Annotated in this window: 24 protein-coding genes; 3 read left to right on the top strand and 21 right to left on the bottom strand. The window is 68.3% G+C overall.

Annotation, left to right across the window (positions count from 1 at the left end; translation table 11 throughout):
* Positions 1-44: 44 nt before the first annotated feature.
* From ASE58_RS08195 to ASE58_RS08185, 3 genes are all read left to right on the top strand, one after another.
* Positions 45-317, top strand: a complete 273-nt coding sequence (locus ASE58_RS08195; protein ID WP_055755690.1) for a hypothetical protein — start codon at positions 45-47, stop codon at positions 315-317.
* A 203-nt stretch (positions 318-520) separates the two neighbouring features.
* A complete protein-coding gene (locus tag ASE58_RS08190; RefSeq protein ID WP_055819825.1) occupies positions 521-1,192 on the top strand; it encodes a hypothetical protein in 672 nt (223 codons plus the stop codon).
* Positions 1,193-1,502: 310 nt separating this feature from the next.
* Positions 1,503-1,637 (top strand): entericidin A/B family lipoprotein, encoded by a 135-nt coding sequence (locus tag ASE58_RS08185; RefSeq protein WP_055819822.1) that lies wholly within the window; start codon positions 1,503-1,505, stop codon positions 1,635-1,637.
* 88 nt (positions 1,638-1,725) lie between these two features.
* On the opposite strand, the gene tatC is transcribed toward ASE58_RS08185, so the two are convergent.
* The 21 genes from tatC to murC all read right to left on the bottom strand — a co-directional run bounded on the left by tatC (position 1,726) and on the right by murC (position 22,630).
* Positions 1,726-2,499: a twin-arginine translocase subunit TatC gene (tatC, locus tag ASE58_RS08180; RefSeq protein ID WP_055819819.1), complete on the bottom strand. Its 774-nt coding sequence runs from the start codon at positions 2,497-2,499 to the stop codon at positions 1,726-1,728.
* The gene (tatB, locus tag ASE58_RS08175) at positions 2,496-2,936 is read right to left on the bottom strand and encodes a Sec-independent protein translocase protein TatB (RefSeq protein ID WP_055819816.1); all 441 of its coding nucleotides are present in this window, start codon (positions 2,934-2,936) and stop codon (positions 2,496-2,498) included. The genes tatC and tatB overlap by 4 nt, the downstream gene beginning before the upstream one ends.
* Positions 2,937-2,983: 47 nt before the next feature.
* On the bottom strand, positions 2,984-3,265 hold the full coding sequence (locus ASE58_RS08170) for a twin-arginine translocase TatA/TatE family subunit (protein ID WP_055755681.1): 282 nt from the start codon (positions 3,263-3,265) through the stop codon (positions 2,984-2,986).
* A gap of 38 nt (positions 3,266-3,303) precedes the next feature.
* The gene (gene scpB, locus ASE58_RS08165; RefSeq protein WP_055755679.1) at positions 3,304-3,870 is read right to left on the bottom strand and encodes an SMC-Scp complex subunit ScpB; all 567 of its coding nucleotides are present in this window, start codon (positions 3,868-3,870) and stop codon (positions 3,304-3,306) included.
* On the bottom strand, positions 3,867-4,598 hold the full coding sequence (locus tag ASE58_RS08160; protein WP_055819813.1) for a segregation and condensation protein A: 732 nt from the start codon (positions 4,596-4,598) through the stop codon (positions 3,867-3,869). Before ASE58_RS08160 ends, scpB begins: the two co-directional genes overlap by 4 nt.
* Positions 4,599-4,631: 33 nt before the next feature.
* Positions 4,632-5,063: a hypothetical protein gene (locus tag ASE58_RS08155; RefSeq protein ID WP_235513543.1), complete on the bottom strand. Its 432-nt coding sequence runs from the start codon at positions 5,061-5,063 to the stop codon at positions 4,632-4,634.
* A 58-nt stretch (positions 5,064-5,121) separates the two neighbouring features.
* On the bottom strand, positions 5,122-6,126 hold the full coding sequence (nagZ, locus tag ASE58_RS08150; RefSeq protein WP_055819808.1) for a beta-N-acetylhexosaminidase: 1,005 nt from the start codon (positions 6,124-6,126) through the stop codon (positions 5,122-5,124).
* 45 nt (positions 6,127-6,171) lie between these two features.
* Positions 6,172-6,903 (bottom strand): SPOR domain-containing protein, encoded by a 732-nt coding sequence (locus ASE58_RS08145; RefSeq protein WP_235513542.1) that lies wholly within the window; start codon positions 6,901-6,903, stop codon positions 6,172-6,174.
* Positions 6,903-8,630, bottom strand: coding sequence for an arginine--tRNA ligase (argS, locus tag ASE58_RS08140; protein WP_055819804.1), 1,728 nt, complete (start codon positions 8,628-8,630; stop codon positions 6,903-6,905). Before argS ends, ASE58_RS08145 begins: the two co-directional genes overlap by 1 nt.
* Before the next feature lie 62 nt (positions 8,631-8,692).
* Entirely contained in the window at positions 8,693-9,838 is a 1,146-nt protein-coding gene (locus tag ASE58_RS08135; protein WP_055819801.1) for a DUF1501 domain-containing protein, read from the bottom strand.
* Positions 9,839-9,841: 3 nt separating this feature from the next.
* Complete coding sequence (locus ASE58_RS08130) at positions 9,842-11,281, bottom strand: DUF1800 domain-containing protein (RefSeq protein WP_327196334.1); 1,440 nt, start codon at positions 11,279-11,281, stop codon at positions 9,842-9,844.
* Positions 11,282-11,338: 57 nt separating this feature from the next.
* Positions 11,339-12,499: a deoxyguanosinetriphosphate triphosphohydrolase gene (locus tag ASE58_RS08125; RefSeq protein ID WP_055819798.1), complete on the bottom strand. Its 1,161-nt coding sequence runs from the start codon at positions 12,497-12,499 to the stop codon at positions 11,339-11,341.
* Complete coding sequence (locus tag ASE58_RS08120; protein ID WP_055819795.1) at positions 12,496-14,436, bottom strand: SPOR domain-containing protein; 1,941 nt, start codon at positions 14,434-14,436, stop codon at positions 12,496-12,498. Before ASE58_RS08120 ends, ASE58_RS08125 begins: the two co-directional genes overlap by 4 nt.
* A gap of 493 nt (positions 14,437-14,929) precedes the next feature.
* Positions 14,930-16,429: a cell division protein FtsZ gene (ftsZ, locus tag ASE58_RS08115; protein WP_055819792.1), complete on the bottom strand. Its 1,500-nt coding sequence runs from the start codon at positions 16,427-16,429 to the stop codon at positions 14,930-14,932.
* A 110-nt stretch (positions 16,430-16,539) separates the two neighbouring features.
* Positions 16,540-17,799: a cell division protein FtsA gene (gene ftsA / locus ASE58_RS08110; RefSeq protein ID WP_055755658.1), complete on the bottom strand. Its 1,260-nt coding sequence runs from the start codon at positions 17,797-17,799 to the stop codon at positions 16,540-16,542.
* Positions 17,800-17,814: 15 nt separating this feature from the next.
* Positions 17,815-18,750, bottom strand: coding sequence for a cell division protein FtsQ/DivIB (locus tag ASE58_RS08105; RefSeq protein ID WP_055819787.1), 936 nt, complete (start codon positions 18,748-18,750; stop codon positions 17,815-17,817).
* Positions 18,747-19,670 carry a D-alanine--D-alanine ligase gene (locus ASE58_RS08100; protein WP_268795066.1) on the bottom strand — a complete coding sequence of 308 codons (924 nt, stop codon included), beginning with the start codon at positions 19,668-19,670 and terminating at the stop codon, positions 18,747-18,749. Before ASE58_RS08100 ends, ASE58_RS08105 begins: the two co-directional genes overlap by 4 nt.
* Positions 19,667-20,155 (bottom strand): DUF4262 domain-containing protein, encoded by a 489-nt coding sequence (locus ASE58_RS08095; protein ID WP_055819784.1) that lies wholly within the window; start codon positions 20,153-20,155, stop codon positions 19,667-19,669. Before ASE58_RS08095 ends, ASE58_RS08100 begins: the two co-directional genes overlap by 4 nt.
* Positions 20,155-21,036: a UDP-N-acetylmuramate dehydrogenase gene (gene murB, locus ASE58_RS08090; RefSeq protein WP_200909339.1), complete on the bottom strand. Its 882-nt coding sequence runs from the start codon at positions 21,034-21,036 to the stop codon at positions 20,155-20,157. Before murB ends, ASE58_RS08095 begins: the two co-directional genes overlap by 1 nt.
* Positions 21,033-21,227 carry a hypothetical protein gene (locus ASE58_RS08085; RefSeq protein WP_055819781.1) on the bottom strand — a complete coding sequence of 65 codons (195 nt, stop codon included), beginning with the start codon at positions 21,225-21,227 and terminating at the stop codon, positions 21,033-21,035. The genes murB and ASE58_RS08085 overlap by 4 nt, the downstream gene beginning before the upstream one ends.
* Positions 21,224-22,630, bottom strand: coding sequence for a UDP-N-acetylmuramate--L-alanine ligase (gene murC, locus ASE58_RS08080; RefSeq protein ID WP_055819777.1), 1,407 nt, complete (start codon positions 22,628-22,630; stop codon positions 21,224-21,226). Before murC ends, ASE58_RS08085 begins: the two co-directional genes overlap by 4 nt.
* Positions 22,631-22,641: the final 11 nt, after the last annotated feature.

Below are 22,641 nucleotides of genomic sequence, written 5' to 3'. Positions count from 1 at the left end.
TAACGGCAAGAAATGCCGCCTATCCATAGCTTAGGGAGCTTACCATGCGTGCATTCTCGAAGATTCTGACCGGCTCGATGATCGCCGGCGCAGCACTGGCGCTGTCGGCTTGCGGTGGCAAGACCGAAACCACTGCCGACAACGCAACGATCACCGACCTGAACTCGACCGACATGATGGACGGCACGATGTCGGACAACATGACCGCCGTTGACGGCGCCATGGGCAACGACACCATGATGATGTCGAACGACAGCATGATGATGTCGAACGACACCATGATGTCGAACGAAGCTGGCATGACCAACGCCATGTAATCAGCCGATTTCGGCTATTCTGGCGAAGGGCCGTCCGGGCGACCGGGCGGCCCTTTTCGTTGGGCATGCCCGGCCTAGCCGGGTCGTTACGCCTGCATGCGGCGAAACGTGCGCGACGGATGCAAGATGGGGCTTGGGTCCCCGTCAAAAACGCCTTAACCATCGCTGCCTGCCCTGGCGCCGTCGCGCCGTGAAAGGAAGAGATGAGCGTAGTGCGTACCCTGGTCCTGGCCGCTGCCGCCGCCCTGACCGTCGCGGCATCCCCCGCGTCGGCCCAATTTTTCTTCAAGCCCTTCGACATGGAAGGCCCGCGCGTCACGGGGGAAGAGCCCGGCATCACGTCGCAGGCGCTTCCGGGTGCTACCCCGGCGGAACTGCGCGCCGCCGTGCTGTGGAACCTGCGCTCGGCACTGAACGTCGCTGCGCTGCAGTGCCAGTTCGAGCCGACGATGCTGACGCTCGACAACTACAACGCCCTGCTCTTCAACCATGCCGACGAGCTGAAGGATAGCTACGCCGCGCTCGACAAGTATTTCGACCGGACGACCGGATCGCTGAAGGCCGGGCAGACCGCGCTCGACCAGTTCGGCACCCGCGTCTATTCGAGCTTTTCGACCGTGTCGGCGCAGCTCGGCTTCTGCCAGGCGGCGAACGAGATCGGACAGGAAGCGCTGTTCGTGCCGCGCGGCTATCTGGGTGAATTCGCCGAATTGCGGATGCGCAAGCTGCGCAACTCGCTGGTGGCGTATGGCGAACAGCAGTTCACCCGCCAGATCCCGTATATGCGCCCGGTGCGCCTGTACCAGTTCGAAAACCCGAAATGCTGGCGCAAGGGTATCTGGCAGACCAAGAAGTGCGGCGCGTTTCCCAGCTGACGTTCTTTTCCAAAAAAAAGACGCCGGGCAGCCGGAACCAAGGATAGGGCTTGCCGTTATCACCTTCGGATAGCGAATTTATGCCCCCCCGCTCTCGCTATCCGCTAAAAGGGCCCGGTCGGCGTAAACCCTCCCCCCCCCCCGGTAGCGCCACCGGGCCCATATACTGGTTTTTACCTAAGCGACCCGTCGGCTAACACCGGTGGGTCGCTTTTTTGGTGCCTATTCCATTGCCGTTCCGGAACGAATATTTTCGTCGGACATTCCTTTCCCGGAAGCGGGCAGGCCCCGCGAAATACCGGAGAAGAACATGCGTAAGATCCTGAGCCTCGCCGTCGTTGCCGGCGCCCTTGCCATCAGCGCCTGCAACACCGTCGAGGGTGTCGGCAAGGACGTGTCGTCGGCGGGCAATGCCGTTGCAGGCGCCGCGAAGGATAGCAAGTAACTGCATCCGCCGGTTATCTGGCAAAGAAAAGGGCGGCCCAGATCATGTCCGGGTCGCCCTTTTCATTCCGCAGTAGAAAGGCTGGCCGTCAGGCCGCCTCTTCCTCCGCCGCCGTCGAGTCCTGCCTCGCCCGGCGCTTCTCGGTGAACCAGATCGCGATCAGCGCCAGTTCGTAAAGCAGGATCAGCGGCACCGCGAGCAGGAACTGCGATCCGATATCGGGCGGCGTCGCGACGGCGGCGATCGCGAACGCCCCGACGATCGCATAGCGCCGCGCACCGACCAACTGCTTGCGGGTAACAATGCCCGCCAGTTCCAGCAGCATCAGCAGCACCGGCAACAGGAATGCCAGCCCGAACGCGAACAGGAACTGCATCACGAACGACAGATACGCCTCGACCGACGGCAATGCCTCCTGCTGCACACCGCCCAGATTGCCCTGGTAGCCGAGCAGAAAATGCAGCGCGACCGGGATGGTGACATAATAGGCGAGCGCGGCACCGGCGATGAACAGCACCGGCGTCGCCATCAGGAACGGGAACAGCGCGCGCTTTTCATTGCGGTACAGCCCCGGTGCGACGAATTGCCACAGCTGGTTGGCGATCACCGGGAAGGACAGCATCATCGCCGCGAAGAACGCGACCTTGATCTGGACGAAGAACGCCTCGAAAATCTGGGTGAAGATCAGCTTCGTCTGTCCCGCCGCCAGCAGCGGCTTGACCAGAAACGTCAGGATCTGGTGCGAGAAATAGAAGCAGACCCCGAAGCAGACGGCGACCGCCAGCGCGGAATAGAGCAGGCGGCGGCGCAGTTCGATCAGGTGATCGAGCAGCGGGGCCTGGCTGTCGTCGATATCGTTCATGACGGAGCCTTGCCATCGGCGGCGGGCGGTTGATCGCCGGGTGCCTCGCGCAGTTCGGGCCGTTCGACCATCACCGACGCAGGCGCATCGTCGTGCGGTGCCGGATCATGCACCGGCGGCGATGGCGAAGGCGTGTCGACCGGATGCACTGGCGGTGGCGGCGATGGTGCGTCGACCGGATGCACCGCGGCGGGCGCATCGGTCGGATGCTCGCGCATGATCCGGGCGTTTTCCTCGGCCCATTTCTTTTCCATTTCCGCCAGTTCGGCCTCGCGCACCATCGTGTCGAAGCCGGAGCGGAACTGGCGCGCCACGCCGCGCGCCTTGCCGACCCACAGGCCGACGATGCGCATGGCTTTTGGCAAATCCTTGGGACCGATGACGACCAGCGCGACGAGCGCGACGACCATCAATTCGGTGGGAGCGATATCGAACATCGGCGCTCGGGGTCAGGCGGGCACATGGCCCGCCAGGGAACAAAAGGTCAGCGGTCGCCGTGCGGGCGGTCGTCGCGAACGGGATCGCGATGCACCGGATCGCGCGGCGGCAGATCATGGTCGTAGGCGCTGTCGAGCGGGCGCTGTTCCAGCCGTTCGCGCGGGCGCGCCGGCGGCGGGGGAACATCATCGTCCTCGGCCATGCCCTTCTTGAAGCTCTTCAGTCCCTTGGCCACGTCGCCCATCATGTCGGAAAAACGACCCTTGCCGAACAGCAGCAAGATGGCGACGCCGACGATAAGCCAGTGCCAAATGCTAAGACCACCCATCGTCCACACTCCAAGCGAAACATATCGTTGCCGCTCACTTAGTCGCTATCGTCGCCGCTTTCCAGCACGCTTGCAAAGGCATCGTCGATTGGGTCGAGCAGCCCCGCCGCGCGCAAATCCTCGATTCCCGGCAGGTCACGGCGGGTATTGAGGCCAAAATGGTCCAGAAACGCCTGCGTCGTTGTGTACTGTAGCGGACGCCCCGGAACCTCGCGCCGTCCCGCCGGGCGGACCCAGCCGGCCGCGAGCAGCACATCGATCGTCCCTTTCGATATCTGCACCCCCCGGATCGATTCGATGTCCGCGCGGGTCGCCGGTTCGTGATAGGCGATGATCGCCAGCGTCTCGATCGCGGCGCGCGACAGGCGGCGCGATTCGTCACGGTCGCGACGCAGGAAATGGGCAAGGTCGGGCGCGGTTTCGAAATGCCAATGCTCGCCCCGCCGGACAAGGCCAAAGCCGCGGCCTGCATGGTCCGCCTCGATCGTTGCCAGTGCCGCGCGCACGTCGCCATCGCCGACATAGGCGGCGATCATCGGAACCGTCATCGGCGTTTCGCTGGCGAACAGCACGGCCTCCACCGCGCGGACGAACGGATCGGTCATGCGATCCTCCGCACGTCGATCGGCCCGAACGGCGCATCCTGCCGGATCGCCACCCGCCCCTGCCGCGCGAGTTCGAGGGTCGCGAGAAAGGTCGAGGCGAGTGCGGAGCGGCGATAGCGCTCGTCCGCATCGGCGGGCAGGAACGCCGCGATCGAGGTCCAGTCGATCCGTGTGCCGAGCATCGCCTCCACCCGTTCGATCGCGACGTCCAGCGTCATCACCGGGCGGGTGGCGACGACGTGCAGCACCGGGCGGGTACGCGCGCTGACCCGGCCATAGGCTTCGATGAGATCGTACAGACCGGCATCCCACCGCGCCTTGCGCACGATGTTCAGCCCCTCCGGGTCACCGCGCAGGAACACATCCCGGCCGATGCGGTCGCGCGCCATCAGCCGTGCCCCGGCCTCGCGCATTGCATCCAACCGTTCCAGGCGAAGCTGCAGCCGTAGCGCCATCTCCTCCGGATCAGGGTCCATGTCCGGTTCGCGCGGCAGCAGCAGCGCCGATTTCAGATAGGCGAGCCACGCGGCCATCACCAGCCAGTCGGCCGCCAGTTCGAGCCGCAGCGCCGCCGCCCGGTCGATCCAGCGCAGATATTGTTCGACGAGCGCGAGGATCGAGATGCGGCGCAGATCAACCTTCTGCGTTCGCGCGAGCGCCAGCAGCAGGTCGAGCGGCCCTTCCCACCCGTCCAGTTCGATCGTAAATACCGGGGCGTCGCCATCCATGGCCGCGACCCTACCGGGCGGCAGGGCGATCCGTCACCGATATTCGTGCGTTACGTCCTGATGCAGCCCGCGCAGCCGCACCGCGCGGCCGCCCTCGACCTCCGGCACCGCGACGATGCGAATCCAGCGCAGCGGCTGGCCGGGGGCGTCGACTTCGGTATCGATCGTGAAGCCGCGGCGGTGGCGGATGGCGTGGGCGCGCAGCCGCTCCAGCGCCGAGCGCGAATCGGTGCGGTACATCGGCAGCACCCTGTCGCGGGTCGGTACGGTGTCGGCCGGCAAGCCGAACAGCGCGAAGGTCGCGGCGGACCACGACAATTTGCCGTCGATCAGGTCGCAGCAGAACGGGCCATCGCCGATCGTGGCGGCACGACAGCCGATATCAAGCACCCCGTGTGCGAGGCGCACACCGCGCTCGATGATCGGCCAGCTATGGTGGAGTTGCAGTGGCTCTGTCGGCAGCATCGTCCGGTCCTTCCGCGCCATGAGGATAGGTCGGGCGCGTTAAGAAGCGGTTATCGCGTCAGGCGATGGCCAGCAGACGGTCCCGCGCGGCGATGAGGCCGGCGATCTCCATCGCGCCGGCCTTGCCGATCCCGGCCATCGCCCGGTCGAGCCGTGCGCGCGATGCGGGGGCGATCTCGTCCAGCCGATCCGCGATGGCCGTCATCTCGTCCAGCCGTGCCCAGCAGTCGAGCACCACGTCGCACCCCGCCGCGATCGCCGCCGCCGCCTTGTCCGCCGGGGCGCCGCTGAGCGCCTTCATGTCGATATCGTCGGTCATCAACAGCCCGTCGAAGCCGATCCGGCCGCGAATCACATCGCGAATGACGGTCGGCGACAGCGTGGCCGGGTGCTCCGCATCCCATGCGTCAAACACGACATGGGCGGTCATCGCCATCGGCGCGGACGCCAGCGTGGCGAACGGGGCGATGTCCTGTTCCAGCGCGTCGTCGGCAGCGGATACGCGCGGTAGTTCGAGGTGGCTGTCGACGGTCGCGCGACCATGGCCCGGCATATGCTTGACGATGCCAACGACGCCCGCCGCCGCAAGCCCGTCGAGCGTAGCCCGGCCAAGTGCTGCGACCTGCATCGGGTCCGCGCCGAAACTGCGGTCGCCGATCGCCCCGGTCATGTCGGGTTGCGCCACGTCGAGCAGCGGCGTCGCATCGACGGTCACGCCGACCTCCGCCAGCATGACGCCCAGCGCCTGCCCATTGGCCTTGGCAGCCGCGATGGCCGAGGACGGCGCGCGATCGTAGAGCGCGGCGAAGGCCGAGGGTGCCGGAAAGGCCGGCCAGACCGGCGGCTTCATCCGCGCGACGCGCCCGCCCTCCTGATCGATCAGGATCGGCAGATCGGCCCGGCCCGATAGATCGCGAAGCGCGTCGGTCAGCGCGCGCATCTGGTCACGGTCGACGCAGTTGCGCCCCATCAGGATATAGCCGAGCGGATCGGCGGCGCGGAACAGGGCGATTTCGTCCGGAGTAAGGGTCGGGCCGGACAGGCCGAAGATAACGGGCTTCATGGGTGACGGCTACCGCAGGCTTCCGACCACGGCAACCGGGGTATGTCACCGGGCTATGAAGCAATTCTCTCCGGCCAATTTGAGTTTCCCGCACAGGTCCGATGCCTGGTTCGCGCTGCCGGTATTTACGCGCAGCCGATAGACGGTCTTGCCCTTCACCTCCGCCGCCTGCACCGATTTGCCCAAGGGGGCGAGATAGGCGAAGCGGCGCGACAACTGGTTCCACGCGGTGTTAGCCACGCCCTCGCTGGGGAACGAGCCGAGCTGCACGACCGAACCGCCCGCCCCCGGCGCGGTTTCAACCCGCTGGGCAGCGGCCGGCGCGCGCGCCTCCAGCTTGGTCGAGGTGGTCGGCACGGCGGTGGCCACCCGTCCCGTTCCGCTGCTGGTCGGGCCGGCAGTCGGCGCGGCGGCGCGTCCCTGCACCGGCACTTCGGGCACCGCGTTGAGGTTGACCGACGCGTTGCCGCCGGTCGCCCCTTCGCTGGTGGCGATGGCGGTGTCGCTGTCGCCGGTCACCTGCATCCCGTCGGCTTCCTGCGGGCGGGTTTTATACGGTCCTTCGGGCGCCGCGATCAGGTCGCCGGTGCCGCTGGCGGTCGGCGCACCGCGTTGCCGCAGCAAGGCAAAGGCAATCGTGGCGACCATCAGCAGCCCGATCAGCACGATCAGCACCGTGCGCCAGATCGGACGCGCGGGTTCGGGCTCCGGCTCCGCGCTTTCCAGCCAGGGCAGGCGTTCGTGGTCGGGATCGCCGGATGCGATCATGTCCGCCATCACTTCATCTCCTCGACCGCCTCGACACCCATGATGGCCAGGCCGTTGCGGATAATCTGCCCGATCGCGCGGGCGAGGAAAAGCCGTGCCTGCGTCAGCGCGGCGTCGTCGGCTTGAAGGTACCGGCGGGACGGATCGTCATTGCCAAGGTTCCACGCGGCGTGAAACTCGGCGGCCAAGTCATAGAGATAAAAGGCGATCCGATGCGGTTCGCGTGCCGCCGCCGCGCTTTCGACCACCCGCGGAAACTGCGCTGCGCGCTTCACCAGCGCCAGCTCGACCGTATCGAGACGGGACAGATCGGCGTTCGCGTCCTCGGCAATCCCGGCCTCGGCGGCGCGGCGAACCAGCGAATGGACGCGGGCATGGGCGTATTGGACGTAGAAGACCGGATTGTCTTTCGACGCCTCGACCACCTTGGCGAAGTCGAAATCCATCTGCGCATCGGCCTTGCGCGTCAGCATGGTGAAGCGGACGACATCCTTGCCGACTTCGTTCACCACGTCGGCAAGCGTGACGAAATTGCCCGCGCGCTTCGACATCTTGACCGGTTCGCCGCCGCGCAGCAGGCGCACCATCTGCACCAGCTTCACGTCGAAACGGGTCTTGCCTTCGGTCAGCGCCTGCACCGCCGCGACGATCCGCTTAACGGTGCCGGCATGGTCCGCGCCCCAGATGTCGATCAGCTGGTCGGCACCCTGCGCCTTCTGAAAGTGATAGGCGAGGTCGGCACCGAAATAGGTCCAGCTGCCGTCCGACTTCCGGATCGGGCGGTCCTGATCGTCGCCGAACTTCGTCGAGCGGAACAGCGGCAGTTCGACCGGTTCCCAGTCGTCGGGCAACTCGCCCTTCGGCGCTTCGAGCACACCGTCATAGATCAGGTCGCGCGCGCGCAGCCACGCTTCGGCCGCTTCGGGCTTGCCGGCCGCCTGCAGTTCGGCTTCTGACGAGAAGACGTCGTGATGGATGCCGAGCAGCTTGAGGTCGGCGCGGATCATCTCCAGCATCGCCGCGACCGTCTTGGTCCGGAACAGCGTCAGCCATTCCTCCTCGGGCGCGTTCACGTAACGATCGCCGTATTCGGCGCCTAGCGCCTGCCCCACCGGGACCAGATAGTCGCCGGGATACAGCCCTTCCGGAATGGTGATCGTCTCGCCCAGCGCTTCGCGGTAGCGCAGGTGCGCCGAGCGGGCGAGGACGGCGACCTGTCCGCCGGCATCGTTGACATAATATTCGCGAATGACGCGCGCGCCGTTCCATTCGAGCAGGCTGGCGAGCGCATCGCCGACCACCGCGCCGCGGCAATGGCCCATGTGCATCGGGCCCGTAGGATTGGCCGAGACATATTCGATGTTCACCACCTGCCCCGCGCCGACCTGCGACCGGCCATAGGCGTCACCGGCATCGGCGATCGCGGTCAGTTCGCCCCGCCAGGTATCGTCGGTCAGCGTCAGGTTGATGAAGCCGGGGCCGGCCACCGACGCGCTCGCCACTTCGGGCAGACCGGCGAGTTCGGCGACCAGCAGTTCGGCCAGCGCGCGCGGATTGGTCTTTGCGGGCTTCGCCAGCACCATCGCGGCATTGGTCGACAGGTCGCCATGCGTCGTATCGCGCGGCGGTTCGACCGTGATCGCGCGTCGCTCCAGCCCCGCCGGCAGGTCGCCACGGGCGACGAGCGTGTCGAGCGCGCGGTCGAGATGGGCGAAGAAACGGGGGTACAGCGTCATGGCGGTTCCGGTCGGTTGATCCAAACGCGCCGCTTAGCCGATACCGCCGCCCCTGCAAAGGATCACGCCCGGATCAGTCCCGCAACCGGATGCCGGCCCGTGCTGCCCGGAAACAGCGTCGCCATGGCCCGTGCCGGATCGATCCCGAAATGGCCCGCCACCGCCCCGGCGATCAGCGCGTCGAGGTCGGTGGTCGGCATCAGGTCGCGGTCCTCGTAGAGCTTCGTCAGGCCCGGCCAGTCGGCGAGGACCCGCTTGCCCAGCACCGTGCCGCCCAGCAGCATCGTTGCCGTCGCGGTGCCATGGTCGGTGCCGCCGGTGCCGTTGATCCGCGCGGTGCGGCCGAATTCGGTCGCGACAAGCACCAGCGTCTGGTGCCATGCCGTGCCGAGGCCGGTCTTGAGCGCACCGACCATTGCGTCGAGCGCCTTCAGCTGCGTGTTCAGCCGTCCGCGCTGCCCGGCATGGGTGTCCCAGCCGCCGGTCTCGATCATCGCGATCCGCGCGCCGTCCGCCGGGGCGAGCAGCCGTGCCGCCAGCGCGCCAGTGGCGGCGGCATCGCGCCCGGCATCGGTGCCCGCCTCCTGCGCCAGTTGCCGGGTCTGCATCGCCTGTGCCCAGAGCGCGTGAAGCTGCGGGTCGGCGGCATAGAGCTGCGTCACCCGGCCCATCAGGTCCCCCGACGCATCGGGCAGCGCGGAGGGGGCGTAGGACGCGACCTCCCGCCCCCCGCGCAGCGCCAGCGGAACCGTAGCGGCGACGGCGATGGCGCGGGCATCTTCGCGCGGAAGCAGCGTCAGCAGCCTGTTGAGCCAGCCGTCGCGCACGGCGTAGGCAGCGGCGCCGCCGGTTTCGAGGACGTTCTGCCCATCGAAATGCGACCGGTCGCGATAGGGCGAGGCGACGGCATGGGCGAACAGCGCCTGGCCGCTATCATATAGGCCCGCCATGCCGGTGAGCGCTGGATGCAGCGCGAACATCGCGTCCAGTTTGCGCGCCGCCGCCGCATCCTCCGCCCATACCCCGCGCAAGGGTGCGAAGCCCGGATCGCCGGTCGGCATGACCATGGCTAGACCATCCGCCGCCCCGCGCTGGATGATGAACACGAAGCGCCGGTCGGTCGCGGCGCGGGCATAGGCGAGTCGCGGGGCAAAGGCGGCGGACAGGACCGCTGCCCCGCCGATCAGGAAATGTCGCCGGTCGGTCATGGCTTATCTCCGCAGGAACTGGGGTGCGACGAACAGCAGCGCGAGGCCCTGCGCGGGGCTTTCGGCACGGGCGATGGCGGTCGCGGTGGCAGGCGCGAGGCTGTCGGGAAACAGCCGCGCCGCCAATGCGCGCGGATCGGGCGGCTCGCGCAGGCGCCCGGCGAGGCGTTCGGCCGCCTCGATCCGGCGCATCAGCGCGTCGGGTCCGGCCCAGCTGGCGGCGATGTCGTCGAACCCGATCGGCTGGCCCGGTCGCCAGATCGGCTGGCCGAGCTGGCCGAAAAGGTTGACCAGCCCCCGCCCCTCGGTCGCTGGCGCATCGATTGCGCGCAGCGCCGCGACGGTCCAGTCCCAGGGCGTGCGGAATTTCGGCGTGCCGGGCGCCCAGGCCTCCGGCGCGGCGATCAGCGCGCGGTAGACGGTCGGCAGGTCACCGCGCGATGTCAGGAACGCCCGCTCGACCCGCGCGACGGCGGCGGGGGGCGGATCGTCGGCGATGAAGTGGCGGACCAGCTTGGTCGCGACATGCTTCGCCGTCGCCGGATGGACCGCGAGGTCGGCAAGCACCGCTGCCGACTGTTCGGCGCCGCCCTCGGCATAGTCCTTCCCCAACAGGCGACGCCCGCCGGGCTGGTGGAGCGCAGGTGCAAACACCGCCTCACCCGGCTGGCCCGGCACGGCGCGCGCCCCGCCCCTGCCCAACCCCGCCACCGTCCAGCCGGTCAGCGCACGCGCAAGTTCGGTGACGTCGCCTTGGTCATAGCCGGTGCGGACGCCCAGCGTGTGGAGCTCCAAAATCTCGCGCGCCAGATTTTCGTTCAGGCCGACGCGACCGCCCATCCGCCGCTGGCCAAACGGGCTGTCGGGGCCGACCGACTGCGCCTGATCGAGATAGAGCAGCATCGCCGGGTGATGTTCGACCGCGATCAGCAGGTCGTGGAAGCTGCCCAGCACATGCGGACGGATCGCGTCGAATTCGAACGCGGCGGCAAGGCCGGTGACCTCCAGCTTGTCCGCCGACACCGCGAAATGGTTCGACCAGAAATGCGTGAGCCGTTCGACGAACGGCGTGTCGCTGGCGACTGCCGCCGCCGTGCGCGCGGCCACACCGTCGAGGTAGAATTGGCGGACGCCGCGCCGGATCTGCGCCGCGCGGTTGTCGGGCGGGTCCGCCGCCATCGGCATTTCGTCGGGCTTGGCCGTTGCCTGGGTCGCGCGGCGTTCCTGGCGGACCATGCGCAGCTCGGCCTGCGCCTGCGCCACCGCCTGTCCCGCGACAGCGGTCGTCGCGACGCCGGCCAGCGCCGGCGGACGCGGGGTCCAGCGGACGAATTGGTCGGTCAGCCAGCGTTTCGGGTCCGCCGGCGGCTGCGCGTCACCGCGCGCACCCAGCCCGAACCGGTTCCATGCAATCTCCGCCAGCGCCATCGCCCACGACTCCACTGCTGCTCGTCACAGGCGACTAAACGCCCCGATTGTCGCAGGAGTTTGCCAGTCGGCCTAGAATCCGTCGGGCAGGTCGATGGGTCCGACGACTTCCCGGTAGCAGCGCACCGCGAACCGGTCGGTCATGCCGGCGATATAGTCGGCGATGTGGCGGCTGCGCTCCGGCTCCGCCTCGGGCAGCGTCGCGCGCCAGCCGTCGTGCATCGCCGCCGGATCGGCGTGATAGGCCGCGAACAGGCCGGCGACGACCGTCTCCGCCATCGCCGCCGCCGCCAATTGGCGCGGATGGTGGTAGAGATTGGCGTACATGAAGCGCTTCAGTGTCCGCTCCGCCTCCGCCATGTCGGCCGAAAAATGGGCGAGGCACTGGCCCGCTGCACGGACGTCGGCAACGGTTCCCACGCCGGCGGCACCCACGCGGCGGCGGGTTTCGGCGATCAGGTCGTTGACCATCGATCCGATCTGCGACCGGGTGAGCTCGCCGACCAGCCGATCGGCGGGCACATCGGGAAAGCGCGCGCGCACCGCGTCCCATCCGGCGGCGACGAACGGGACCTCCAGCAGCTGGTCGAGCGTCAGCAGCCCGGCGCGCAGGCCGTCGTCGATGTCGTGATTGTCATAGGCGATGTCGTCAGCGATCGCCGCGATCTGCGCCTCCAGCGAGGGCCATTCGTTCAGCCGCAAGCCGTGCGCCGCATCCGCTGCGGCCAATGCCCAGCCCGGCGTCGGGATCGGGCCGTTATGCTTGGCCAGCCCTTCCAGCGTGTCCCATGTCAGGTTCAGCCCCCGCCAGCGCGGGTATGGGCTGTCGAGGACGGTTAGCGTGCGCAGCGTCTGGCCATTATGATCAAAGCCGCCGTGTGCAGCCATCGCTGCCTCCAGCGCGTCCTCGCCGGCATGGCCGAAGGGGGGATGGCCGATGTCGTGGGCAAGGCACAGCGCCTCGGTCAGATCCTCGTTCAGCCCCAGCGTGCGGGCGACCGCGCGACCGATCTGCGCGACCTCCAGGCTGTGGGTCAGCCGGACGCGGAAATGGTCGCCATCGGGCGCCATGAATACCTGCGTCTTGTGGCGCAGCCGGCGGAAGCTGATCGAATGGATGATTCGGTCGCGGTCGCGCTGGAACGCATCGCGGGGACCGCGCGTCGCATCGCCCGGTTCAGCGTGGAGCCGCCCGCCATGCGCCTGCGGGTCGGTGGCATAGGATGCCCTCACTTGACGGGCACCCGTGCGACCTTCTGCCCCGCTTCGCTGGAGAAGGCGAACGCCTGCACCCCCGATTTGCGCAGCGTGTTCACGAAGTCCTGCGCCTCGGCATCGCTCTTGAACGGACCGGTCAGCAGGCGGTTGGTCGCGCGCAGCGGCGTGGTCCACGCTTGCCGCCCCTTCAGCGCCGGTGCCTTGGCGGCCATGACACCCCAGGCGGCGGGCAGGCCCGCCACATTCGCGCCGCCGGCGATCTGGACCCAGTGGCGTTCGGGGTCGGCGCGCTTGATCTGGGCGAGGCGGGCAACCTCGGCGGCCTCCGCCTTCTTCTCGTCGGCGATGCGCTTGGCCTCGGCCGCTTTCTTCGCGGTGGCGGCGCGGGCGGCGGCGAGCTTCTTCGCTTCGGCCGCCTCTGCCGCGCGGTCGGCGGCTTCGCGCGCCTGCGCCGCGCGGCGGGCAGCCTCGGCATCGGCGGCGAGCGTCGTGCTGCTGGCCGGCACCGCGGCCGGGGCCGGGGCCGGCGGCGGGCCGACGCCCAGTTCGGATGCAGGGATGTCGAGGTTGCGGATGATGCGGGCCAGTACGTCGTCGTTGGACGGTGCGCGGGCGGCGACGGTCGCGGCGGCGCTGGAGGCGGCGGGCGTTGCAGCGGGCGGGGTTGCCGGCGGGGTGCTGGCCACTTCGACCGGGGCGGCCGGGGTCGGTTCCGCCGGGCGGTCGACGATGGTGACCGGGACCGGGGCGGCGGCGACCTGCACCGGTGCGCGCGCAGCCTGTTCGGCGCGGTCGCGGGCGGCGAGCGCCTCGGCAGCGACACGGCGTTCCTCGGCCTGGCGCGCGGCCACGCGCTGGGCCTCGACGCGGGTCGCCTCCGCGATGCGGGCCTGTTCGGCCTGTTGCGCGGCAAGCTGCTGGCGCTGGGCCAGCGCGGTGCGGCGCGCGGCTTCGTCGGCGCGGGCCTGCGCCAGCTGCTGCGCCTGCAGGTCGGCGGCGCGGCGGATGGCTTCGGCCTGGGCGAGTTGGGCGGCCTGTGCCGCGCGCTGCCGCTCGGCCCGGCGTTCGGCATAGGTCGGCGTGCGGGTTGCGGTGCGCGCCGTGGCGGCGGACGCCACCGGCGCGGCCGACGCCAGCGCAACCGGCGGCGCGGTGCGTACCGGAGCAGGCAGCGGCGGGGCGAGACGGGCATCGGCCAGCCGCTCCGGCGTGGGCGCGAGGCGGCCGTAATGGACCGCGAACGCGCGGTCGGCCCCGGCCAGCTGCGGCAGGCGGCGGAAGAAGGGCGAGAGGCTGGCCGAGAAGCCGGGCAGCATGCTCGCGGTGATCTTGTCCGCGCCGGCGGCATCGCCCGACATGGCGAGGACGAAGGCGCGCACCCGCCACGCCGCACGGTCGCCCTTTTGCAGCAGCGGGTTCAGCACCGTCGTCGATTCGGCCACATTGCCGTCGATGCCGAGCGACAGGGCGAGACGGCGGATCACTTCGTCATCCTCGCCCATGCGCAATGCCTGCCGATAGTCGGCCTGCGCCAGCGAGCCGCGTCCGAGCAGGTCGTAGGCGAGGCCACGGTCGGCGAGATAGGGTGTCATCGATACCCCGGCCCGCTCGGCCGAGGCGAACATGGCCAGCGCCTCGCCCGGCCGCTCCATCGCCACCAGAGCGACGCCGCGCGCGGCGCGAATACGCGGGTCGTTGGGCGACGCCCGTTCGGCGCGCGCCAGGAACTGCATCGCCGCATCGGTATCGCCGAGCTTGCCCGACAGCCGCCCCGCTTCCACCAGCGCCGACACGTCGTTCGGGCTGCGGCCGAGGATGCGCATCTGTTCCGACAGCCGGTCGGCATTGGGCGTCAGCGGCTGCACGATCGCGCCGGGCTGGGCCAGCGCGGGCAAGGGCGCGGCGGTGGCGAGCAGCAGGGCGATGGCGCGGAGCGTGGGGAGCTGGGTCATGGGCCTGCCCGCTTAACCATGGGACGACTGAACGGGGAATGTTCGGGACCGCGATCCGGCGGTGAAGCGAGTGGTGGTGACGATGAAGCGAGGCCAAGGCGGCCAAAGTTCACAAAGTTCACACTCGTGCGCGTTTTGCGTGTCGTGTGGCGGTTGGCCTAGGCGGCCATGGGGTTGCAGGAAGGGAGGCGGCAGGCTGGCAGGATGCCGGGTTGTAGGAAAGTGGTTCGGTCTGTCCGGACATGGCCCGCATGGCCGCTGTACCTCACCCTGCCCCATACTCGTCACCCCGGACCTGATTCGGGGTCCCGCTTTCCTGGACTGCCGAAACAGCAGAAGAAGCGGGACCCCGGGTCAAGCCCGGGGTGACGTTTCGTGTGGGGTAGCCGACAATGGCCTCCCGCGGAGTTGGGCGACCCGGCGCGTTGGGCACGCCCTCCACCGTCCTGCGGACGGCCCCCCTCCCCCGCGTGGGGAGAGGAGTTCAGGCGTCTTACTGGTTGTTCTGGCGGTGCAGGAAGCGCGGGATGTCCAGCGGTTCCTTGGCATCATCGGTGCCGCGTGCCGGCGCGCGGCCGGCATTGGCCATGCGTTCGAACAGCGTGCCGCCGGGCTTGCGCGCCGGGGCTGCTTCTTCACGCGGCGCCTCGACCGGGGCGTCCGGGGTCAGCCAGCGGCGGCGACCGTCGTTCGACGATGCGCCGAAGTCGCTGGCCGGGGTCGGCGCGGGGATCGGTGCGGCGGCCTGTTCGGCACCCAGCACCAGCTCGTCCTCGTCCTGCGCCGCCGTGGCGGGCGTGTCGTAGGTCGAGTGCGGTACCATCCGTTCCGACGCCGACGGCTGGCTCGCGCCCTGCGGGAAGCGGTCCATCGGCTGCGGCGCGGGCGCTTCTTCCAGATGCTCGGCGGCGGCACCGCTCGGCGCGACCGGCGCGGGCGCAGGTGCGGCGGGACGACGCGGGGCGTTGAACGAGAAGGCGCGGGTCGGTTCGGCCTGTGCCGGCTGCGGTGCAGCCTGCGACGGGGCTTCGTCCTCGATGCCGGTCGCGACGACCGAGACGCGTATCTTGCCTTCCAGCTCGGAATTGAACGCCGAACCCCAGATGATGTTGGCGTCGTCGTCGACCAGTTCCCGGATATGGTTCGCGGCTTCGTCCACTTCGAGCAGGCGCATGTCGTCGCCGCCGGTGATCGACACGATCACGCCCTTGGCGCCGTTCAGCGACACGCCGTCGAGCAGCGGGTTGGCGATCGCCTGCTGGGCGGCTTCGATGGCGCGGTTGTCGCCCTCGGCCTCGCCGGTGCCCATCATCGCCTTGCCCATTTCCTGCATCACCGACCGCACGTCGGCGAAATCGAGGTTGATGAGGCCGGGCATGACCATCAGGTCGGTGATGCCGCGCACGCCCTGCTGCAACACTTCATCGGCCATTTCAAAGGCTTGCTTGAAGGTCGTGTTGGCGTTCGCGATCAGGAACAGGTTCTGGTTCGGGATGACGATCAGCGTATCGACATACTTCTGCAGTTCCTCGATGCCGGCCTCGGCCGACTTCGCGCGGCGCTTACCCTCGAACGCGAACGGACGGGTCACGACGCCTACGGTCAGGATGCCCATCTCGCGCGCGGCCTTGGCGATCACGGGAGCGGCGCCGGTGCCGGTGCCGCCGCCCATGCCGGCGGCGATGAAGCACATGTGCGCGCCCTCAAGCGACTTCTGCACCTGCTCGATCGTTTCCTCGGCCGCGGCGCGACCGATTTCGGGGCGGCTGCCGGCACCCAGCCCCTGCGTGATCTTCGCGCCCAGCTGGATGCGCTGCGGCGCTTCCGACTGCTTGAGCGCCTGTGCGTCGGTGTTCGCGACGAGGAACTCGACCCCCTGCACCTCGGCACGGATCATATTCGCGATCGCGTTGCCGCCGGCCCCGCCGACGCCGATCACGGTGATGCGCGGGGTCAGCTCGTCGACGTCGGGTGCCAGAAATTCGATGCTCATACTCGGTCTCCCTGTCCCGGCCGGCACCGGGCACAAAATTCGATAGGCGGTTGTGCATCAAGCCGAAGGACGATCCTAGCCCCTCCACCCGGCCCGATGGTAATAAATCGTCAATAGTTGGCGCGAAATGCGGTCAACAGACGCTGGAACAGTGCCCCCGTGCTGGGGCGCGACACCATTTGCTGGGTCGGCTGCAACGCGCGCAGATCGACCGGGTTCGACGCGGCGAACATGGCGAGCCCGGCGAGCGTCGCGAATCCCGGTCCCGAATGCGCATCGGGCAGCGCGACCAGCCCGCGTGCGCGGCCGACGCGCACCGGGCGGCCCAGCGCCTGCTGCGCATAGTCGGCGATGCCCTTCAGCTCGGCCCCGCCGCCGGTCAGCACGACCTGTCGCCCGACGGGATCGTCGAAGTTCAACCGGCGGAGTTCCTTGGAGATTTCGGCGACCAGCCGGTCGAGCCGCTGGCGGATGACCGAGATCAGCTGTGCGCGGGTGATGCGCGTGCCCTCCGCATCCTCGTCCGCGCGAACCGGGGCGACGTCGATCATGTCGTGATTGTCTCGCGGGGACATGTTGGCCGAGCCGTAGAAGCATTTCAGCCGCTCGGCCTGGGCACGGTTGGTGCCGAAGGCCGACGCCACGTCATCGGTGATGTCGCTGGCCCCCATCGCGATCGAGGCGAGACCGGTCAGGACGCCATTGGCGAAGACCGAGACATTGGTGATCCCCGCGCCGATTTCGACCAGCGCGACACCCAGTTCGCGCTCCTCTTCGGACAGGCAGGCAAGGCCGGTCGCGACCGGGGCGGCGACGATCGACTTGGTTTCGAGATGCGCCGAGCGGACGCACAGATCGAGGTTGCGCACCGGCGATCCTTCGGTGGCGACGACATGGATTTCGACGCCGAGGCGATCGGCGTGCAGGCCCTTCGGCTCCTTCACGCCGCCGAGACCGTCGAGCGTGTAGCGCATCGGCTGCGCGTGCAGCACCATGCGCTGCCCCGGATCGATCGCGTTGCGACCGGCCTTCAGCAGCGCATCGATATCCGACTGTTCGACGCGGTGGCCGCCCAGGTCGACCTCCAGCTTCACGATGTCGGACACGAGACCGCCGGCCGAGAAGCTGACCCACACATCCTCAATATTGAAGCCGGCGATGCGTTCGGCCTGTTCGACCGCTTCGCGTACCGCCGTCTCGGTCGCCTTCATGTCGGCGATATAGCCGCGCTTGACGCCGCGACTCTCACGCTGGCCGGTGCCGAGCACGGTCAGTTCGCCGCCCTCGCCCGGCTTCGCGATCAGCGCGGACACCTTCGACGTACCGATGTCGAGCGCGGTGATGATCCCTTCCGGTGCTACCTTCGCCATGTCCCTGCCCCCTTGTCAGTCGCCGTCGGCCGGTTTCGCGGTCGCGGTGCTGTTGCCCTGTGCTTCGCCCCCGTCGTCGCCATTATCCGGCGTCGCATGTTTCATCCGCACGACCAGTTTGGTCGGATCGCGCAGGTCGAACCGGTCATACCCCTTGCCCAGCAGGCCGAGCGTCCCGTCCAGCTGCGCGAACTTCACCAGCGCACGGGCCGATTCCTTGTCACCTTCGGGCAGAACCAGCCGCTCGCCGGTCTGGAACAGGATGTCCCAGCGGCGATTGCCGACCCACACCGCCGCCTTCACCACCGGTTTGAGCGCGGGTGCTGCGGCCATCAGCTTGCGATAGGCCGGTTCCTGCGCATTGGCACCGTCGCCGATGACGAGGGGCAGGCGCGGCATCTTGTTGGGCTGCACCCCGTCCAACAGCACGCCGCCCTCATCGATCAGCATCAGCTGGCCCTTGTTCTGCCAGACGGCGGCGGGGTCGCGTTCGACCACATCGACGACCAGCGTATCGGGCAAGCGGCGCGAGACGCGGGCATCGGCGATCCAGCCATAGTCGAGCAGCTTCTGCCGCGTCGCGTCGAGGTCGACCAGCGGCATCGCCCGCGACCGCTGGTCAAGGGCGACGGCGTAGACCGAGGTCGCGTCCATCCGCTTGAGGCCGGTCACCTCGATCTGTTCGACGCGGAAGCCCGCCGCGCCGACCGCTTCGGCCGCCGCGACGCCGATCGCGCCGAACAGGCCGAACCAGTTGGCGAGCGCCAGCGCAATGGCACCGGCGCCGGCGGTCAGGCTCCAGCCGACGATGCGGCGCGCGGTAGCGGCACCGCCGGGGAGCGCGGCGACGGCCTGATCGAGCACCGAGGCACGCACCGGGCGCTTCGCCTGGACCCGACGCTTGGGTTTGACGGTGCGGGTCTGGACGACGCGCTTGCCGGTCTGGGTCATCGCATCGCCTCTTCCACGATCCAGCCAACGAGTTGCTCATAGCTCATGCCGACATGGCGCGCCTGTTCGGGGACCAGGCTCAAGGGGGTCATGCCGGGCTGGGTATTGGTTTCGAGGACGAACAGGCCGTCAATGCCCTGATGGTCGTCCCAGCGGAAATCGGTACGCGACGCGCCCTTGCAGCCGAGCACGCGGTGCGCGGTGACGGCATAGGCCATGCAAGCCTGCGCGATGTCGTCGGGAATGTCGGCCGGGCAGACATGTTCGGTCATGCCGTCGGTATATTTGCTGTCGTAATCGTAGAAGCCGCTCTTGGGCTTGAGTTCCGTCACGCCCAGCGCGCGGTCGCCCAGCACGGCGGTGGTCAGCTCGCGACCGCGGATGAAGGGTTCGGCGAGGAGTTCGTCGAATTCCTGCCACGGCCCCTTCGAGGCTTGCGCGATCGGATTGCCATAGTTGCTGTCGTCGGTGACGATGGCGACACCGACCGACGATCCTTCGCTGACGGGTTTCAGGACATAGGGGCGCGGGAGCGGATCGCGTTCGTGGAGTTCGGCCGTTTTCACGATACGGCCGCCGGGCATCGGCACGCCAGCGGGCACGAGCGCGTGCTTTGTCAGCACCTTGTCGATCGCGATGACCGAGGTGGCGAGGCCGCTATGCGTGTAGCGCAGCCCCATCAGGTCCATCATGCCCTGCACCGTGCCGTCTTCGCCAGGCGATCCGTGGAGCGCGTTGAAGACGAGGTCGGGCTTCGCCTCGGTCAGGCGCGCGGCGATGTTGCGGTCCATGTCGATGCGGGTGACCTTGTGCCCGAGCGATTCGAGCGCGGTCGCGACGCCGGCGCCCGACATCAGCGAGACTTCGCGTTCCGACGACCAGCCGCCCATGAGGACGACGATGTTGAGGGGGTCGGTCACGATAATTGCCTCGGTTCGTAAAGTGCGGGTTGGATTTCGTCGAGATCGGCGCCGGGTTGCCACGGAAACAGCCCGTGACCGGCACCCGGCCAGACGATTTGGAACGCCTGCGTCATCGGGCCGCCGGTGCGATAATTTTCGAACCACATTGCCGATCCAAAATGTTCGGCATCAATCCGATCGGACGGGATTTCTCGAACTATGCAGGCGAAACCTTCGAGGAGTCCGTCGATCCGGATACCATCCACCAGTTTCAAACCCGCCCGGCACTGCGTCAAGGTTTCGTTCACCATGGAATGCGCGAGCTTGCGGGGTAAACCGTAGACGAGGACTTCAGGCTGTCCGACCGTCTCAGGGAATCCGATGGAGTAGGTGAAGTCCGGCAATTCGCCTTCGGGATCGAATACCGACATGACATGGCAGCCATGATCGCGGATGTTGCCCAGAATTTTGCGTTCATGCGCATTCAGGCGTTCGGCGGTCATCACGCCCGCCCTACCCGCTGGATTTCCCATTCGAGCGTCACGCCGGACTGGGCCAACACCTTTGCCCGCACGTCCTCGCCCAGCGCCTCGATATCGGCGCTGGTGGCGTTGCCGGTGTTGAGCAGGAAATTGCAGTGCTTTTCCGACACCTGCGCGTCGCCGCGCATCAGCCCGCGACAGCCGGCGGCGTCGACCAGCGCCCAGGCCTTGTGTCCTTCCGGGTTCTTGAAGGTCGATCCGCCGGTTTTCGATCGCAGCGGCTGCGAGGCTTCGCGTGCCGCCGCGATGCGGTCCATTTCGGCCTGGATCGCCTGGCTGTCGCCGGTTTCTCCACGGAAGGTGGCCGATACGACGATCGCGCCCTTGGGCAGGTCGCTGTGGCGGTAGCGGTAGTTGAGGTCTGCGTGTCCCAGCGTGGTCAGCGAGCCGTCGCGGGTCACGACCTGCGCCTCGACCAGTACGTCGGCGACCTCGCGGCCATAGGCGCCGCCGTTCATCCGCACGAAGCCACCGACCGTGCCGGGGATCGAGCGCAGGAATTCGACGCTGGCGATACCCGCATCGCGCGCGGTCGAGGAGACGAGGATGCCGCTCGCCCCGCCGCCGCAGGTGAGGGTCAGGCCGTCGGCCGATACCTTCGCGAACGGCTTGCCGAGGCGGACGACGACGCCGGGCACGCCGCCATCGCGGACGATCAGGTTGGAGCCGAGGCCCAGCCCCATCACCGGCACCGCCGGGTCGAGCGCGCGGAGGAAGTCGCAAAGGTCGTCCGTGTCGGCCGGTTCGAACAGCCACTCCGCCGCGCCGCCCGCCTTGAACCAGACGAGCGGGGCCAAAGGTGCGTTCGCGGTCAGTTTGCCACGGACCGGCGGCAGCGTCATTTGCCGCTGCCCCAGAAACGCGCCCACGCGGTCCACGCCTCTGCCTGCGCGTCGACGATCTGCTTGCCGACCTCCGTCAGGTCGCGCTGTTCGGCGGTGTCTAGGAGCTTCTTCGCGGCGTCCAGCTGCGCCTGCTGCGCACGCAGGATCTCGCGCTGCATCTCGATCGCGGTGGAGAACCAGTCGCTCATGCCAGCTTCTCGCCAATCGCGGCGGGCAGGCCGGCGGCGATCTTGGTGATGTCGCCCGCACCGAGGCAGACGATCAGGTCGCCGTCCTGCCCTTCCGCCGCGAGTGCCGATGCCAGCGCGTTCTTGTCCGCCGCGACCTGCGCCGAACGGTGGCCGCGCAGGCGGATGCCGTCGACCAAAGCCTCGGCGCTGACGCCCTCGACCGGCGCTTCGCCAGCGGCATAGACGGGGAGGACATGAACGGCGTCGGCGTCGTTGAACGCCTGTGCGAACTCATCTATCAGCGCACCCAGCCGCGAATAGCGGTGCGGCTGCACGACCGCGATCACACGGCCACCGGTCGCTTCGCGCGCGGCGGAAAGCACGGCACGGATTTCGACCGGGTGGTGGCCGTAATCGTCGATCACGGTCATGCCGGCGACCTCGCCGACACGGGTAAAGCGCCGCTTGACGCCCCCGAACTTGGCAAAGCCCTGCGCGATCGTCGCGTCGTCGAGGCCCAGTTCTGCCGCGACGGCGATCGCCGCCAGCGCGTTCTGGACGTTATGGCGGCCGGCCATCGGCAGGTGGATGCCCGAGATCGTGCGGGTGTTGCCGTCGCGGTCGCGCACCACGCAGTCGAAGCGGTTGCCGTCGCGGCCCGCGGTCACCTCGATGCCGCGCACGTCCGCCTGTGCCGCGAAGCCATAGGTGACGATGCGGCGGTCGCGGATGCGGGGGATCAGCGCCTGCACTTCCGGATGGTCGAGGCAGAGGACGGCGGCGCCGTAGAAGGGCACATTCTCGATGAACTCGACATAGGCGTCCTTCGCCCGGTCGAAGCTGCCATAATGGTCGAGATGTTCGGGGTCGATGTTGGTCACGACCGCGATCGTGCCGTCCAATCGCAGGAAGCTGCCGTCGCTTTCGTCCGCCTCGACCACCATCCAGTCCGACGCCCCCAGCCGAGCGTTCGAGCCGTAGCTGTTGATGATGCCGCCGTTGATGACGGTCGGGTCGACCCCGCCGGCATCGAGCAGCGCGGCGATCAGCGAGGTCGTCGTCGTCTTGCCATGCGTGCCCGCGACCGCGACCGTCGATTTCAGCCGCATCAGTTCGGCGAGCATCTCCGCGCGGCGGACCACCGGGATGCGCTTCGCCAGCGCATGGTCGCGCTCGGGGTTACCGGGCTTGATCGCGGTCGAGGTGACGACGACCGCCACGCCCTCCACATTCTCCGCGCGGTGGCCGATATGCACGTCGATGCCGCGCGCGCGGAGCCCATCGACGACATAGCCCTCGGCCACGTCCGATCCCTGCACCTTGTAGCCGAGGTTATGCATCACCTCGGCGATGCCCGACATGCCGATGCCGCCGATGCCGACGAAATGGATCGTGCCGATGTCGGTAGCGACGCCCTTCATCGGGCGCTCCC

This window comes from Sphingomonas sp. Leaf9, assembly GCF_001421355.1.
In the GTDB taxonomy this organism is placed as follows: domain Bacteria; phylum Pseudomonadota; class Alphaproteobacteria; order Sphingomonadales; family Sphingomonadaceae; genus Sphingomonas.
This window is presented reverse-complemented; position numbering and strand designations above follow the sequence as displayed.

Excerpts from the sequence above, each read along its gene's own strand:
- ASE58_RS08135 (WP_055819801.1), bottom strand. The coding sequence starts at position 9,838 with ATGACCGACCGGCGACATTTCCTGATCGGCGGGGCAGCGGTCCTGTCC.
- ASE58_RS08105 (WP_055819787.1), bottom strand. The coding sequence starts at position 18,750 with ATGACCCAGACCGGCAAGCGCGTCGTCCAGACCCGCACCGTCAAACCC.
- murC (WP_055819777.1), bottom strand. The coding sequence starts at position 22,630 with ATGAAGGGCGTCGCTACCGACATCGGCACGATCCATTTCGTCGGCATC.
- ASE58_RS08160 (WP_055819813.1), bottom strand. The coding sequence starts at position 4,598 with ATGGATGGCGACGCCCCGGTATTTACGATCGAACTGGACGGGTGGGAA.
- ASE58_RS08145 (WP_235513542.1), bottom strand. The coding sequence starts at position 6,903 with ATGGCGGACATGATCGCATCCGGCGATCCCGACCACGAACGCCTGCCC.
- tatB (WP_055819816.1), bottom strand. The coding sequence starts at position 2,936 with ATGTTCGATATCGCTCCCACCGAATTGATGGTCGTCGCGCTCGTCGCG.
- ftsA (WP_055755658.1), bottom strand. The coding sequence starts at position 17,799 with ATGGCGAAGGTAGCACCGGAAGGGATCATCACCGCGCTCGACATCGGT.
- ASE58_RS08120 (WP_055819795.1), bottom strand. The coding sequence starts at position 14,436 with ATGACCCAGCTCCCCACGCTCCGCGCCATCGCCCTGCTGCTCGCCACC.
- ftsZ (WP_055819792.1), bottom strand. The coding sequence starts at position 16,429 with ATGAGCATCGAATTTCTGGCACCCGACGTCGACGAGCTGACCCCGCGC.
- ASE58_RS08170 (WP_055755681.1), bottom strand. The coding sequence starts at position 3,265 with ATGGGTGGTCTTAGCATTTGGCACTGGCTTATCGTCGGCGTCGCCATC.
- ASE58_RS08155 (WP_235513543.1), bottom strand. The coding sequence starts at position 5,063 with ATGCTGCCGACAGAGCCACTGCAACTCCACCATAGCTGGCCGATCATC.
- ASE58_RS08085 (WP_055819781.1), bottom strand. The coding sequence starts at position 21,227 with ATGAGCGACTGGTTCTCCACCGCGATCGAGATGCAGCGCGAGATCCTG.
- ASE58_RS08195 (WP_055755690.1), top strand. The coding sequence starts at position 45 with ATGCGTGCATTCTCGAAGATTCTGACCGGCTCGATGATCGCCGGCGCA.
- ASE58_RS08185 (WP_055819822.1), top strand. The coding sequence starts at position 1,503 with ATGCGTAAGATCCTGAGCCTCGCCGTCGTTGCCGGCGCCCTTGCCATC.
- argS (WP_055819804.1), bottom strand. The coding sequence starts at position 8,630 with ATGACGCTGTACCCCCGTTTCTTCGCCCATCTCGACCGCGCGCTCGAC.
- tatC (WP_055819819.1), bottom strand. The coding sequence starts at position 2,499 with ATGAACGATATCGACGACAGCCAGGCCCCGCTGCTCGATCACCTGATC.
- murB (WP_200909339.1), bottom strand. The coding sequence starts at position 21,036 with ATGACGCTGCCGCCGGTCCGTGGCAAACTGACCGCGAACGCACCTTTG.
- scpB (WP_055755679.1), bottom strand. The coding sequence starts at position 3,870 with ATGACCGATCCGTTCGTCCGCGCGGTGGAGGCCGTGCTGTTCGCCAGC.
- ASE58_RS08190 (WP_055819825.1), top strand. The coding sequence starts at position 521 with ATGAGCGTAGTGCGTACCCTGGTCCTGGCCGCTGCCGCCGCCCTGACC.
- ASE58_RS08095 (WP_055819784.1), bottom strand. The coding sequence starts at position 20,155 with ATGACCGCCGAACGCCTGAATGCGCATGAACGCAAAATTCTGGGCAAC.
- nagZ (WP_055819808.1), bottom strand. The coding sequence starts at position 6,126 with ATGAAGCCCGTTATCTTCGGCCTGTCCGGCCCGACCCTTACTCCGGAC.